The 15,219-nt window shown below is 74.6% G+C and carries 7 protein-coding genes; all 7 read left to right on the plus strand.

Going from position 1 to position 15,219, the window contains the following annotated elements:
* Positions 1–78: 78 nt before the first annotated feature.
* Genes ACLQ2N_RS21230 through ACLQ2N_RS21260 form a run of 7 tightly spaced genes read left to right on the plus strand, consistent with a single transcriptional unit; the run spans position 79 to position 15,213 of the window.
* Positions 79–3,276, plus strand: coding sequence for an amino acid adenylation domain-containing protein (locus ACLQ2N_RS21230; protein WP_425815290.1), 3,198 nt, complete (start codon positions 79–81; stop codon positions 3,274–3,276).
* Positions 3,273–8,813 carry an amino acid adenylation domain-containing protein gene (locus tag ACLQ2N_RS21235; RefSeq protein ID WP_425815292.1) on the plus strand — a complete coding sequence of 1,847 codons (5,541 nt, stop codon included), beginning with the start codon at positions 3,273–3,275 and terminating at the stop codon, positions 8,811–8,813. Before ACLQ2N_RS21230 ends, ACLQ2N_RS21235 begins: the two co-directional genes overlap by 4 nt.
* Positions 8,810–10,300 (plus strand): class I adenylate-forming enzyme family protein, encoded by a 1,491-nt coding sequence (locus ACLQ2N_RS21240; RefSeq protein ID WP_425815294.1) that lies wholly within the window; start codon positions 8,810–8,812, stop codon positions 10,298–10,300. Before ACLQ2N_RS21235 ends, ACLQ2N_RS21240 begins: the two co-directional genes overlap by 4 nt.
* Complete coding sequence (locus tag ACLQ2N_RS21245; protein ID WP_425815296.1) at positions 10,297–13,335, plus strand: non-ribosomal peptide synthetase; 3,039 nt, start codon at positions 10,297–10,299, stop codon at positions 13,333–13,335. Before ACLQ2N_RS21240 ends, ACLQ2N_RS21245 begins: the two co-directional genes overlap by 4 nt.
* Positions 13,332–13,541 (plus strand): MbtH family protein, encoded by a 210-nt coding sequence (locus ACLQ2N_RS21250; protein ID WP_425815298.1) that lies wholly within the window; start codon positions 13,332–13,334, stop codon positions 13,539–13,541. The genes ACLQ2N_RS21245 and ACLQ2N_RS21250 overlap by 4 nt, the downstream gene beginning before the upstream one ends.
* Positions 13,538–13,798: an acyl carrier protein gene (locus ACLQ2N_RS21255; protein WP_425815300.1), complete on the plus strand. Its 261-nt coding sequence runs from the start codon at positions 13,538–13,540 to the stop codon at positions 13,796–13,798. The genes ACLQ2N_RS21250 and ACLQ2N_RS21255 overlap by 4 nt, the downstream gene beginning before the upstream one ends.
* Positions 13,795–15,213: a condensation domain-containing protein gene (locus tag ACLQ2N_RS21260; protein ID WP_425815302.1), complete on the plus strand. Its 1,419-nt coding sequence runs from the start codon at positions 13,795–13,797 to the stop codon at positions 15,211–15,213. The genes ACLQ2N_RS21255 and ACLQ2N_RS21260 overlap by 4 nt, the downstream gene beginning before the upstream one ends.
* Positions 15,214–15,219: the final 6 nt, after the last annotated feature.

The raw sequence follows: 15,219 nt of genomic DNA on the forward strand, positions 1-15,219 counted from the left end.
CCCACATGCTCCGCACGTCCCCATTGACCTGAAGCAACCGCACACCACGCCGCTCGGCGTGCGCGCCGAGGGAGTCGGATGAGTACCCAGGCCGTCCAGTCGTACCTGACGCGTGGCCAGAAACGTCTGTGGTTCCTGCACCAGATGGACCCCGACGACGCCTCGTACAACATTCCTCTCGTCCTTCGTCTCTCCGGAGAACTGTCCGAACCCGCCCTGCGCGCGGCCTTCGACGCGGTGGCGGCCCGGCACGAGGCGCTGCGGAGCCGCTTCCCCGCCGAGGACGGCGAGCCGGCCGCGCTGGTGGCCGCGCCGGGCCCGGTGGACCTGGAATGCCGCGACCTGCGCGGTGCGGGCGACCGGCTCGAAGCGCTGATCGCCGAGCGCACGAACCGGGCCTTCGACCTCGCCCGGGGTCCGCTGCTGCGCGTCGCCCTGTTCCGTACGGGAGACACCGAGCACGTCCTGTGCGTGGTCCTGCATCACATCGTCGCCGACGGCTGGTCCCTCAACGTCCTGCGCGACGAACTGGCGGCGCACTACAGCGCGCACCTCCGGGGCGGCCCCGCCGACCTGCCCGCACCGCCCGGGCCCCCGTCCGAGCAGGAGCGGGACGCGGACGAGGCTCAGGCGCGCGAAGCCCTCGCCTACTGGCGGGAACGGCTGGACGGCACGCCCGCCCTCGAACTGCCCCTCGACCGGCCCCGCCCCGAACACCCCTCGCCCGAAGGCGCCTTCCATACCCAGCTCCTCACCGGCGCCGGGCCCGTGATCGACGCCCTGGCCCGGGCCCGGCGCTGCACCCCGTTCATGGTGCTGCTCGCCGCCTACCAGGCGACCCTGCACCGCTGCACCGGACAACACGACTTCTGCGTGGGTGTTCCCACGGCGGGCCGCTCGGGCCCCGACGCCGAACAGGCCATCGGCTACTTCTCGCGGACCCTGGTCCTGCGCTCCGACCTCTCCGGGACGCCCACCTTCGCCGACCTGCTCCGCAGGGCCCGCACCACGGTGCTCGGCGCCTTCGCCCACGACCGCGTCCCCTTCGAGGAACTGGCCGAATCCCTGCGCCTGGACCGGGACCCCGGGCGCACCCCCCTGTTCCAGACGATGCTCACCGTGCACACCCAGGACGCCGGCCTGCTGCGCGACGCGTCCTTCGCCGGTCTCGGCTGCACCGAACTCGACCCCGCCATACGGGCCTGCAAGTTCGACCTCACCCTGGACGTGCGGCGGGACGGCGAGGACGTGGTCGCCGTCTTCGGCTACCGCACGGACCTCCTCGACGGGGACCGGGTGGCCCGCCTCGCGCGCTGGTTCGAGACGCTGCTGCGCGGAGCGGCGGACGGCCCGGACACCCCGGTCCACCTCCTGCCGCTGCTGGACGAGCCCGAGCGCGCCGCCCTGGACGCGGCAGGGCGGGGCCCCGCCCTGCCCGAGGGCCCGTCCACCGTGCACGACGCCATCGCCCGGACCGTACGCGAACGCCCCGGCGGCCAGGCCCTGCGGGGGCGCGACGACTCGCTCTCGTACGCCGAGCTGTGGCACGGCGCGGGCAGGCTCGCCGGACGGCTGACCGACGAAGGGGTGCGGCGCGGGGACACCGTGGGCGTGCTGCTGCCGCGCGGACCGCAGGCCGTCGTGGCGATGCTCGCCGCCTGGCGCGCCGGTGCCGCCTACCTCCCCCTGGACCCCGACTACCCGCCCGCCCGGATCGCGTACATGGTCGCCGACAGCGGCGCCCGCACCGTCCTGGCCCGCCGCGACACCGCGCCGCCCGAGCTGCCCGGGAGCGTCCGGACGCTGTACGTGGAGGACGCCGCCGGTACCGGACCGGCGGGGGAGAGGCCCACCGGCCCCACCGCGCCCCACCCCGACGACCCCGCGTACCTCGTCTACACCTCCGGCTCGACCGGCAAGCCCAAGGGCGTCGTCGTCCCGCACCGGGCGCTGGCCGAGCGGGTGCGCTGGATGCGCGACGGGTACGGGATCACCGCCGGGGACCGCGTCCTGCACTGCGCCTCGCTCAGCTTCGACACCTGCGCCGAGGAGCTGTTCCCCGCACTGTCGGCCGGTGCCACCCTCGTGGTGGCCGGCGCCGGCGCCACCCTGCCCGACCAGCTGACCGAGGACTTCACCGCCGACGTCACCGTCATGGACCTGCCCACCCCGTACTGGCAGCACCTGGTGGGCGACCCGGACGTCGTCGCCTGGCCGGACGGGCTGCGCCTGCTGATCCTGGGCGCCGACCAGGTCCAGGCCGCCGCCGTGGGCGCCTGGCGCGAGCGGTTCGGCGACCGGGTACGCCTCGTCAACTCCTACGGTCCCACCGAGACCACCGTCATCGCCACGACCGCCGACCTCGGCGACGCGGACACCCGCGCCCGGCCGCCCATCGGCGCCCCGATCGGCGGCGTCACCGCCACCGTGTGCGACGAGTACGGCGGCCCGGTCCCGCCCGGCACCCCGGGCGAACTCCTCCTCGGCGGTACCGGGGTGACCTACGGCTACACCGGCCGGCCCGGCGCCACCGCGCGCGCCTTCGTCCCCGACCCGTACGGCCCGCCCGGCTCCCGGCGCTACCGGACCGGCGACCTCGTGCGCCGCAGGCCCGACGGCGCCCTGGAGTTCCTGGGGCGGCTGGACGGCCAGCTCAAGGTGCGGGGCTACCGCGTCGAGCCCGGCGAGACCGAGGGCGCGCTGCTCGCGCAGCCCGGGGTGGCCGAGGCAGTGGTCGTCGCGCACCGCGACACGCTGGTGGGATACGTCGTTCCCGCTGCCGGGCCGCTTGATCCGGGGGAGTTGCGGAGCGCCGTGGGAGCGCTCCTACCGGCCCACCTCGTGCCCGCCGCCGTCCTCGTGCTGGACCGGCTGCCGCTCACCCCGAACGGCAAACTGGACCGCGCGGCCCTGCCCGCTCCCGAGCAGCGTCCCGAACTCCGCGCGAGCTACCTGGCCCCCCGCACCGAGGCGGAGGAGCTGGTCGCCGAGATCTGGCGCGACGTGCTGGACATCGACCGGGTCGGCGCCCTGGACGACTTCTTCGACCTGGGAGGCCACTCCCTGCTTGCCACCCGGGTCGTCGCCCGCGTCCGGGCCGCCGCCGAACTCACCGTCCCCCTGCGCACCCTCTTCACCCACCGCACGGTCGCCGCCTTCGCCGAGGCCGTGGAGGCCGCCCTGATGGCCGAGATCGACGCCCTGTCGGAGGAGGAGGCAGCCGCCCTCCTCGCCTCGGACGGCGCCACCCTGGAAGGAACCGGTACGCCGTCATGAGCGACACCACCACGCCCCCCGCCGGCCTCTCCGACGCCAAGCGCGCCCTGCTCAGCCGCCGGCTCACGGCAGGCCGCGCCGCCGCGTCCCGCCCAGCCGTGCCCCGGAGACCCGAGGGCGCCGTGCCGCCGCTCTCCTTCGCGCAGGAACGCCTCTGGTTCATGGAGCAGTTCGCGCCGGGGACCGCCGCGTACAACATCCCCGTCGCACGCAGGCTGCGCGGCGACCTCGACCAGGAGGCGCTGGCGCACGCCCTGGACACCGTCATCGCCCGGCACGAGACGCTGCGCTCCCGCTACCCGGTGACCGACGACGGCCGCCCGGTGCTGGAGATCGCCGAGCCCGCGCCCGCGCCGCTGCCCGTCGTGGAGGCCCGGGACGAGGAGCACGCGGCCCGGCTCGTGGACGAGGCGGCGGCCGAGCCCTTCGACCTGGCCGTCGGCCCGCTGCTGCGCAGCCTGCTGGTACGCGTGGCCGACCGCGACCACATCCTGCTGCTCGTCGTCCACCACAGCGTCAGCGACGGCTGGTCCAGCGAGATCCTGATCTCCGAGCTCCTGCGCTGCTACGCGGCCCGCGTCGCGGGAGACGGCTGCCTGCTGCCCGAACTGCCCGTTCAGTACGGCGACTTCGCCCAGTGGCAGCGCGACCGGCTGAGCGGGGACGCGCTCAGCGCCGAAGTCGCCTACTGGGCCGGTGAGCTCGCCGGCGTGGAACCGCTCGTCCTGCCCACCGCCCGGCCCCGCCCGGCGCGGCAGACCTTCGACGGGGCCGGCTACGGGTTCCGGGTGGAGCGTGAACTCCTCGACCGGCTCGCCGCGCTCGGCAAGGCACACGGCGCCACGATCCACATGGTGCTGCTCGCCGCCTTCCAGGAACTCCTGGCCCGGTTCAGCGGCCAGCGCGACTTCGCCGTCGGGTCACCCGTCGCCGGCCGCCCCGAACCGGAACTCGAGGGCCTGGTCGGCATGTTCGTCAACGTCCTGGCACTGCGCGCCCGGCTCGACGGCGACCCCACCTTCGCCGAGCTGCTGGAACGCACCCGCGAGACCTGCCTGGAGGCGTACGCCCACCAGGAACTGCCGTTCGCGCAGTTGGTCACCGAGCTGCACGTGGAACGCGACGTCTCCCGCTCCCCGGTCTTCCAGGCGGTGCTCGCCGTCCAGAACTATGCCACCGGGCGCCAGGCGGCCGCCGGTCCGGGGCTCGCTGTGGAGGCCTACGGCCTGCGCGCCTCGGGCACCCGTTTCGACGTCGAACTCTTCCTCATGGAGTGGCCGGACGGGCTGCGCGGCGCCTTCAACTACAACACCGACCTCTTCGCCGAGGAGGACATCGCCCGGCTCGCCGCCCACCTCGACCGGCTGCTGCACGCGGTGGCCGACCGCCCGGAGGTGCCGCTGTCCGGAATCAACCTGCTCTCGGACCACGAACTCGCCCTGGAGACCAAGGGCTTCAACCGGACGGAGATGCCGGTCCCGGCGGACGCCACCCTGGTCTCCCTCATCGCCGAGCAGATCGCGCGCACCCCCGACGCCACCGCTGTGACAGCGGGCGACCGCAGCCTTACCTACGCCGGACTCGACGCCGCCGCCGACCGAATCGCCGCCCGGCTCGTCGCGGCGGGCACCGGCCCCGGCGACGTCGTCGCCGTCGGCGCGGAGCGGTCCCCCGAACTGGTCGCCGCGCTCCTCGCCGTCCTGCGCACCGGTGCCTGCTACACCCCGCTCGACACCGAATACCCGCCCGAACGACTCGCGTTCATGCTGGACGACAGCGGCGCACGGGTGCTCCTGACCCAGCGCTCCATCCCCGTCCCCGAGGACTGCCGGGCTGCCGTCCTCTTCCTCGAAGACGACGATCCGCATCGCGGGAGCGCTCCCACGGCATCGCTGAGCACTCCGGCACCCGACGATCCCGCCTACCTCATCTACACCTCCGGCTCCACCGGCCGGCCCAAGGGTGTGCCGAACACCCACCGCGCCATCGTCAACCGCCTGTTGTGGATGCAGCGGAGCTACCCCATCGGCCCCGAGGACTCCGTGCTCCAGAAGACGCCGGCCGGGTTCGACGTCTCCGTCTGGGAGTTCTTCTGGCCGCTCATGACCGGCGCGCGCCTCGTGCTGGCCCGTCCCGGAGGCCAGAAGGACGCCGCCTACCTGACTGAACTCATCCGCTCCGCGCCCGTGACCGTCGCCCACTTCGTCCCCTCGATGCTGCCGCTCTTCCTCGCCGAGGAGGGCGCGGGCCGGTGCACGGCCCTGCGCCGCGTCGTGTGCAGCGGTGAGACGCTGCCGCCCGACACGGCGCGCGCCTTCCACGAAGCGCTGCCCGGCTGCTCCCTGGCCAACCTGTACGGGCCCACCGAAGCAGCGGTCGACGTGTCGGCCTGGGAGTGCGAGGGGCCGTCCGACGCGGTCCCCATCGGCTTCCCGGTCGACAACATCCGCCTCTACGTCCTGGACCGGGCACTGCGGCCGGTGCCCCCGGGCGCACCCGGTGAGATCCACATCGCCGGGACCGGGGTCGCGCTCGGCTACCACCGGCGACCGGGGCTCACCGCCTGCCGGTTCGTCCCCGACCCGTACGGCCCGCCCGGCTCACGGCTCTACCGCACCGGTGACCTGGGCAGACGCCGCCCCGACGGGGCCCTGGAACACCTCGGCCGCATCGACCAGCAGGTCAAGCTGCGCGGTCTGCGCATCGAACCCGGCGAGATCGAGTCGGCCCTGCGCGCCCTGCCCCCGGTGACCGAGGCGGCCGTCGTCGTACGCGAGGACACCCCGGGCGACAAGCGCCTCGCGGCCTACCTGGTCACCGCCGCGGAGGAGCCCGCACCCGACCCGCAGGAACTGCGCACCGCGCTCAAGCAGGTGCTGCCCGATTACATGGTGCCCGCCTCCTTCACCGTCCTGCCCGCCCTTCCCCTCACGCCCAACGGGAAGCTGGACCGCCGAGCGCTGCCCGCCCCGCAGATCCACCGGACGTCCGGCGCGGCCAGTGCGCCCGGGACCCCGGCGGAGCGGGTGCTCGCCACGGTCTGGGCCGATGTGCTCGGGCTGGACGAGGTCGGTGTGGACGAGGACTTCTTCGACCTGGGCGGCCACTCGCTCCTCGCCACCCAGGTCGTCGCCCGCGCCCGCAAGCTGCTCCCGGAGGCGGGCGCCCGCCCGGTCAGCGTGATGGACCTGTTCACCTGCCGGACCGTCAGGGATCTCGCCGCTCTGGCGGACACTCCCGAGGACGCCCGGGGCCCCCGCAGGCTGCTGCACCGTCTCACCCCGCAGGCCCCGGCCGGACGCCTGCGCGCCACCCTGGTCTGCGTCCCGTACGGAGGCGGCAGCGCGGTCGTGTACCAGCCCGTCGCCGATCTCCTGCCCGAGGGCTACGAGCTGTGGTCCGTCGCCATCCCGGGCCATGACGTCGGCGTGACGGAGGAGCACCTGCCGTTCGGGGAACTCGCGGAGAGCCTGGCCGCCGAGATACGCGAGCGGGTCCGGGGCCCACTGATCGTGTACGGGCACTGCGGTGTCGGCACCGCGCTGGCCGTGGCGACCGCCCGTCTGCTGGAGGCGTCGGGCCGCGAGCTCGAAGCGGTGTACGCGGGGGCGCAGTTCCCCTTCGCCAAGCCGCGCGGACGGGTGCTCGGCGCCCTCTCCAAGGTGGCGTCCCTGGAATCACTGCTCGGCAACCGGGTGTACGTCAACTGGCTCACCGGGATGGGCGTCGACACCTCCCAGCTCGACCGGGAGCAGACCGAGTTCATCGTGGGCAACATGCGCCGCGACAGCCAGGCCGCCGAGGAGTACTTCACCGGGGCGATCGCGGACGTCGAGGCCGGCGCCCCGAAGCTGCGGGCCCCGCTGGTGTCGCTCGTCGGCGACCGCGATCCGGCCGCCGACTTCTACCAGGAGCGCTACCGGGAGTGGCTGCTCCTCGCCGAGCGCTCGGCGGTCGCGGTCATCGACCAGGGCGGCCACTTCTTCGTGAAGTACCGGGCCGCCGAGGTCGCCGAGGCGGTGACGCAGGTCCACGAGGCGATCCGCGCGGGAACCACCGAGACGCTGCCCGGCCGCTCCCCGGACGCGGCCTGGTGGTTCCACGCCGAGACCGGACCGCCGGACGGCACCGGGGCGGACCCGGCGGACGGCGACGAGACGCCGGCCCCGGGCGCCCCCGCGCCGGGTGCCGCGCGGTTCCTCGCCGTCGTGATCGGGCAGTTGGGGTCGATCGTGGGATCCGCGCTCACGGAGTTCGCCCTGCCCATCTGGATCCTGCTGGAGACCGGCTCCCTGGCCCGGTTCGCCCTGTACTCCGTCGTGGCGATGCTGCCCGGCATCCTCGTCGGCCCGCTGGCCGGTGCCGTCGTGGACCGGTTCGACCGGCGCAGGGTCATGCTCGCGGGCGACGTCGCGGCAGGGCTGAGCCAGGTGGCCATGCTGTGCCTGCTGCTCGGCGGTGCACTGGACACCTGGTATCTGTACGTGCTGCTCGGCGGCCTCTCGGTCGCGCTCACCTTCCAGCGACTGGCGTACAGCTCGGCGATCCCGCAACTCGTCCCCAAGCGCTATCTCGGCCACGCCAACGGGATCGTCCAACTCGCCTTCGGGGCTGCCCAGTTCGTCGTACCGCTGATCGCGGTTGCGCTGATGGCGGGCATCGGCCTGCGCGGCATCCTCATCCTCGACATCGCGAGTTACGTCGTCGCGGTCGTCGTACTCGTCTGCGTCAGGTTCCCCCGCACCCTGCCCTGGACCCGCCGGGAACCGGTCGTCGAGGAGATCAAACAGGGCTTCGCCTACACCTGGCGCCACCGGGGCTTCCGTTCGATGCTCCTGTGGTTCGCCGCGCTCAACCTCTTCCTGTCGCCGCTGTTCCTGCTGGTGACGCCCCTGGTGCTGTCCTTCGACACCCTCGACGGGGCGGCGGCCGTCGCCACGGCGGGCGGGGCCGGGGCCGTCGCGGGCGGGCTGATCATGGGGGTGTGGGGCGGGCCCCGCAGACACCGGGTGCGCGGTATGCTCGCGCTGGCCGGGGCGTTCGCCCTGGCCGGGGCGGTGACAGGGCTGCGGGCCGACCTCTGGGTCATCGGAGCCGGGGCCTTCGGGATGTCCTGCGCCATCGCCCTCGTCAACGGGGTGTACTCGACCATCGTCCAGGTGAAGGTCCCGCAGCGCTTCCACGGCCGCGTCTTCGCCCTGAACACCATGGTCGCCTGGTCCACCCTGCCCATCGGCCACGGCCTCGTCGCGCCCCTGGGCGCCCGGCTGTTCGACCCCTTGCTGGCCGACGACGGGGCGCTCGCCGGCAGCGTGGGACGGGTGCTGGGCACGGGGCCGGGGCGCGGGATCGGGCTGATGTACCTGCTGTGCTGCGTGATCATGCTGGCGCTGGTCGCCCTGGCCCTCCGGCTGCCGGTCCTCGCCCGCTTCGACCGAGACGTGCCGGACGCCGAGCCCGACGACCTCATCGGCCTCCGGGAGCGCGCCGCCGCCCTCGCCGCTTCCGCGCCCGTTCCCGCGGGGGCGGACCGGTGAGCCCCGCCGCGCCCCCGCGCTCCCTGATCGAGCTGCTGGTCCACCGCGCCGCCCTCCACCCGGACCGCGTCGCCCTCCGCAACGGGCCGCGCGCCCTGGACTTCGGCACCTGGCGCGACCGGGCCGCCGCCCTCGCCCATGGCCTGCTCGCCCGTGGCCTGCGACCCGGCGAGCCGGTCGGATTGCGCTACGGCAGTACGGAGTGGACCGAATACGCGGTCGCCTACTGCGGGGTGCAGTGGGCGGGCGGCATCGCCGTACCCCTGTCCGACCGGCTGGCCCCGGCCGCCACCGCACACATCGTCGAGGACGGCCGGTGCGCGGGCGTCCTGCACGCCGAGGGCGGGCGACCGCCCCGGCTGCCGGCACAGGTGTGGCGGGCCACTGTCGAGGACATCGGGACCGGTGCCGGGGACGGACCGCCGCTGCCGGAGCCGTCCGCCCCCGCGCAGTACCTCTACACCTCGGGCACCACCGGCCTCCCCAAGGGCGTCCGGGCCACCCATGCCAACCTCGCCCACGGCTGCACCCTGGACGAACGCCGCCGGCCCCTGCGCCACTCGCGCACCTTCCTGCACGCCTTCCCGATCGGCACCAACGCCGGACAGACGATGCTCGTGAACTGCCTGGACACGGCCGCCACCGGTGTCGCCGCCCCGCAGTTCACCCCGCTGCGGTTCGCCCGGCTCATCGAGGAGCACGCGGTCGGCAGCGTCTTCCTGGTGCCCGCCACCGCCATCGAACTGCTCGCGTCCACCGCCCTCACCCGCCGCGACCTCAGCACGGTCAAGCTGGTCGGCTCGACGGCGGCCGCACTCCCGCACCCCGTCGCGCTGCGGCTGTCGCAGACGTTCCCCGGGGCGCAGATCGTCAACTACTACACCTCGACCGAGGCCGCGCCCGCCCAGATCACCCTGCTCTACGACCCCGCACACCCCGACTCACCCGGCCGGCCCGCCTCACTCGACCACCTGCGCGTCACCGACGCCGAAGGGCGCCCGGCGGCCCCCGGCGAACCCGGCGAGATCTGGCTGCGCTCACCCACCGCGCCCCGCGCCTACCTGGGCGCCCCCGACGCGGGCGCCGAGGTCTTCCGGGGCCGGTGGGTGCGCATGGGGGACATCGGGCGGCTCGACGCGGACGGCTACCTGCACCTGCTCGACCGGGAGCGCGACGTCATCAAGTCCGGCGCCCACAAGGTGTCCACGATCCAGGTCGAGAACGCGCTCCACGCCCACCCGGACATCGCCGACGCGGCCGCCTTCGGCATCCCGCACCCCGTACTCGGCAGCGTGGTCGCCGCCGTCGTCGTGCCCCGGCAAGGCGAACCGGACCTGCCCCGGCTGCGGTCCTTCCTGCTCGACCGGCTCGCCGTGCACGAACTGCCGGCCCGGATCCTCTTCCGCGACACCCTGCCCCGCAACGAGGGCGGCAAGGTCCTCAAACGTGAACTCCACCGGCTCCTGGACGACGAGGCGACCCCATGACCACCCCCTCCTACGAAGCACCGGCTCCGCTCGACCCGGCCCAGCACGGGCTCTGGGTCACCGAGCAGACCCTCGACACCGGCACGGCGTACCACCTCAGCCTGGCCCTGCACTTCCAAGGCACCCTGGACCCGGCGGCTTTGGCGGCGGCCTGGGACGCATACGTGCGGGCCACCCCGGTGCTGGCATCCCGGACCGACCCGGCCGGGCCGAACCTGCTCCCGGGCGAGGTCCCGCCCCTGCGGCCGGTCACCGCCACACCCGGCGACCTCCGCAAACTCCGCGACGAGGAGACCGCCGCCCGCTTCGGGCCGGGCGAGGCCCTGGTACGCGCCACGCTGTTCACCACCGCCCCGGACCGGCATCTGCTGCTCGTGGTCACCCACCACCTCGTCTTCGACGGCGAGTCCAAGGACCTCCTGGTCACCGGGCTGGCCCGGGCGTACCGGGCGGTGACGGGGGAGGGCCGGCCGCTCTCCGCGGCCGAGGCGCCGGCACCCCCGCCGCCCGTCTCCGAGGCGGCCGTCCACGACGCGGCCCGCTTCTGGGCCGGCCGCTGGCACGACAGCCCCGCGCCCGCCCTCCCCGGCCTCACCGCCCACCACGCGGACCCCGTCGCCCCGGCCCCCGGCAGCGCCCGCGGATTCCGGCGCGACGGGGAGTGGCACGCCCGCCTGGTGACCGTCGCCGCGACGCTCGGCGTCACCCGGTTCGAACTCCTCGCGGCGGCCTGGCACACCCTGCTGCTGCGGTACGGCAACACCGCCCCCGCCACCGCGATCGAACTCTCCACCCGCGTGCCCGGCGGGCCCCGGCAGACCGGCCTGCACGTCAACGAACTGCCCCTCTTCACCGACCCGCGCCCGGAACTCGCCTTCGCGGACTTCGCCCACGCGGTCCGGGCCGGGCTGCGCGCCCTCTACCCCCACCGCACCGTCCCCCTCAGTCGTGCGGTGCGCGGGCTCACCCCCCGCACCGCCCTCTGCGCGGTCTCCCTCAGCTACCGCCGGCGCGACACCTCGCGGCCCGCCGACTTCGGCCCCGGCCTCGATGTGCGCACCGAGTGGACCGGCTTCGCGCACACCGCCCGCAACATCGCCCACCTCCAGCTGGTCGACGCCCCCGACAGCCTGGAAGGCAGCCTCCAGCACCGCACCGCCGCCTTCGAGAGCGAGGCGCCCGCCCGCGTCCTGGAGCACTTCCTCACCCTCCTCGACGGGGCCCTGGCCGCACCGGACACCGCCCTCGGCCGCCTGCCGGTCCTGCCGCCCCGGGAACGCACGACGCTGCTCGCCGACACCACCCACGCCCCGGGCAACGCTCCCGCCACCCTGCCCGAGATGTTCGCCGCCCAGGCCGCCGCCACCCCGGACGCCGTCGCCGTCATCGAGGGCGACACCGCTTTCACGTACGCCGAACTCGACGCGGCCGTCCGCCGCCGCGCCCACCGGCTGCGCGCCCAGGGGGCCGGCCCCGGTGCCCTCGTCGGCATCGCGCTGCCCCGCTCGGCCGCCCAGATCGTCGCCGCCCTCGGTACGCTCACCGCCGGTGCCGCCTACCTGCCGCTGGACCCCGACCACCCCGCGGAGCGCCTGGCGTTCCTCCGCGCCGACTCCGGCATCACTCTGGAGACCGCCTCCGACCCGGGACGGGAGGACCTGGAAAGGCTCCCCGACGTCCCGGCGGCGCCCGCGCCGCCCTCTCTCACGGACCCCGCGTACGTGCTGTACACCTCCGGTTCCACCGGTGTGCCCAAGGGCGTAGAGGTCTCGCACGCGGCGCTCGCCAACCTCCTCGCGGCCCTGCGGGACACCACAGGCACCGGGACCGGCAGCCGCTGGCTCGGACTCACCTCGCTGTCCTTCGACATCTCCACCGTCGAACTCTTCCTCCCCCTGGTCACGGGCGGCACCGTCGTCCTCGTCCCCGAGGGACGTCACCGCGACGGCACCGCGCTCACCGCACTCGTCGCACGGCACCGCCTCACTCACGTACAGGCCACCCCCAGCGGCTGGCGCACCATGCTCGCCGCCGGGCTCCAGGCACCGGACCTGGTGGCCCTGACCGGGGGAGAGGCCCTGCCCGACGCCCTCGCCCGCGAACTGCGCACCGCCGTCGGCCGGCTGGTCAACGTGTACGGTCCGACCGAGACGACGGTCTGGTCCACGGCCACCGAGCTCGGACCCGATGACCCCGTCACCATCGGCCGCCCGCTGGCCAACACCCGCACCTACGTCCTGGACGCCCGCCTCGAACCGCTGCCGCAGGGGCTGACCGGCGAGCTGTACATCGGCGGCGACGGTGTCGCCCACGGCTACCGGGGCCGCCCCGGACTCACCGCCTCCCGCTTCGTCCCGGACCCGTTCGGCCCGCCCGGCGCCCGCCTCTACCGCACGGGCGACCTCGTCCGGCTCACCGCCGACGGCCGCCTCGCCTTCGCGGGCCGGTCCGACACCCAGGTGAAGGTGCGCGGCCACCGCATCGAACTCGGCGAGATCGACACCGCCCTCGGCAGCCACCCGCAGGTCGCGCAGGCGGTGACGGTGCTGCGGGAAGCCCCGGACGGCGGGCCCGGACGGCTGGTCGCCTATGTGGTGCCCGCGCCGGCCGGCGTACCGCCGACGCCCGAAGCCCTGCGCGACCACCTCGCTCGCAAGCTGCCCGCGGCGGCCCTGCCTGACGCGTACGCGCTCCTCGACGCGATGCCGCTCACCCCCAACGGCAAACTCGACAGGTCCGCCCTGCCCGAACCACCGCGTGAACGGGCCACGACCCGTGAAACGCCCGCCCAGGGAGCCGACGAGGGCGTCACCGCCACCGTCCTCGCCATCTGGCGCGAGGTGCTGGACCTCGACGACCTCGGCCCGGACGAGGACCTGTTCGATCTGGGCGGCCACTCCCTGACCATCACCGCCATCGCGGGGCGCATCCGCAACGAGTACGGCGTCGCCGTGCCCTTCGACGTCTTCTTCGACAGCCCCACCGTCCACGGCGTCGCCGCGTGCGTCGCCGCACTCATCGAGGAGAACCAGTGAACACGCCTTCCCTCCGCTATCTGGTGGCGGTCAACGACGAGGAACAGCACGCCCTTTGGCCCGCCGGCACCCCCTTGCCCGCCGGCTGGCGACCGGAGGGGTTCACCGGCACCGAGGACGAGTGCGTGGCCCACGTCGACCGGGTGTGGCCCGACATCAGGCCCCTGAGCCTGCGCCGCCGGCTGGCCGGCGAGGAGGACAGTTGAGCACCGCCCAGGACCCGGCCACCGAAGAACGCGCGCGGCTCGCCCGGCTGATCAGCGACGCCATGGACGGGCAGCTCGCCGCGGCCGAGATCCTCACCGCCCGGGGCACCCTCACCGAACTCGGCGTCACCTCCCTGGCGTTCCTCCGGCTCGCCGACACCCTGGAGGAGGAGTACGGCATCGAACTCGACCTGGCCGACCCGGCGTTCTACCAGGAGAGCGTCGACACTCTGGCGGCCAGGCTGGTGACGGGATGAACGGTCTCGCCACCGCCCGCACCCTGCACATCCCCTTCGCGGGCGACAGAGCGGGCACGGCCCCCCTCACCTGGGGCCAGCGCGCGATCTGGAACGCGATTCTGCGCACCGCGCCCAATGACGTCTACTTCAACATCGGGCGCCTTCTCCCGCTGGGGGAGCGCGGACGGGTCACGGACCTGCCCCGGTTCGCCACCGCGCTCACCGCCCTCCTCGAACGCCACGAGGCGCTGCGCACCCGGCTGTACGAGGGCGAGGACGGCGCTCCCCGCCAGTCGCTCACCGACTGCGGGGCCCTGCCGGTCACCGTGGTGGACGAGCCCGACCCCGACCGGGCCGAGGCCACCGCACGCGCTCTGCTGGACGAGATGACCGCCACCCGCTTCGACTACGCGCGGGAGTGGCCGCTGCGCGTCGGCGCCGTCTGCCACCGGGGCCGGGTGACGCACGCGGCCCTCGTGCTCTGCCACCTCGCGGCCGACGGCCACGCCGCCGGGCAGGTGGTACGCGACCTGCGGCTGCTGGTGCGCCGGGGCTCGGCCGGGCGGCCCCCGCGCACCAACCCCCTCGACCTCGCCCGGTTCCAGCACGGGCCGGCCGGTGTACGCCGCAGCGAGCGGGCCCTCGCCCACTGGGAGAGCTTCTACCGGACCATGCCGCCGACGATGTTCCCCCGGCAGACCGCCGCACCCCGCACACCCCGGTTCTGGAGCGGCCGGCTGGTGTCCGAGGCGCTGATGAGGGCGACGGACACGCTCGCGGCCGCGCACCGGATCAGCGGATCGACGGTCCTCATGACCGCCCTGGCCGCCCTGGTCGCGGCCGAAGGCGGACACCCGGCCGCGGCGATGATGCCCATCGTCGCCAACCGGGCCGCCGAGGACCGGCGGGACCTGGTCGCGATGCTCTCCCAGGACGCGCCGTTCCTGCTCGACACGGCCGGCGCCGAACGGTTCACGGACCTCCTCCCCGTGGCGTGGCGCGCCGCCCTGGCGGGCTACCGGGCCGCGTCCTACGACCCGGTCGCCTGGGAGGCCCTGCGCGAACGGGTCGGCCGGGAGCGCGGCACCGCCGTACACCCGTACTGCTGCTACAACGACCAGCGGCTCCACGTACGCCCGCCGGACGAGGGCCCGCCGGCGGGCGCGGAGGAGCTGCGCGCGGCACGGGCCCGTACCGCCTTCGGCTTCCCGGCCACCGAGGAGAAGCTGGGCTGCCGCTACTGCGTGCACGTCACCGAGGAGGAGGGCGTCCTCGCCGTCATGCTCACCGCCGACACCGCCTACCTCCCGCCGCCCAGGATCAGGGCGCACCTGTGGGCGCTGGAGGAGGTGGTCGTCGCGTCGGCATGCGGCGAGGCCCCGCTCCTCTCCGGGCTCCCGGCTCTCCTGGCGCGCGCGGAGGCGGCCGCCTGACGCGCC

The organism is Streptomyces sp. DT224 (assembly GCF_049844595.1).
Lineage (GTDB): Bacteria > Actinomycetota > Actinomycetes > Streptomycetales > Streptomycetaceae > Streptomyces.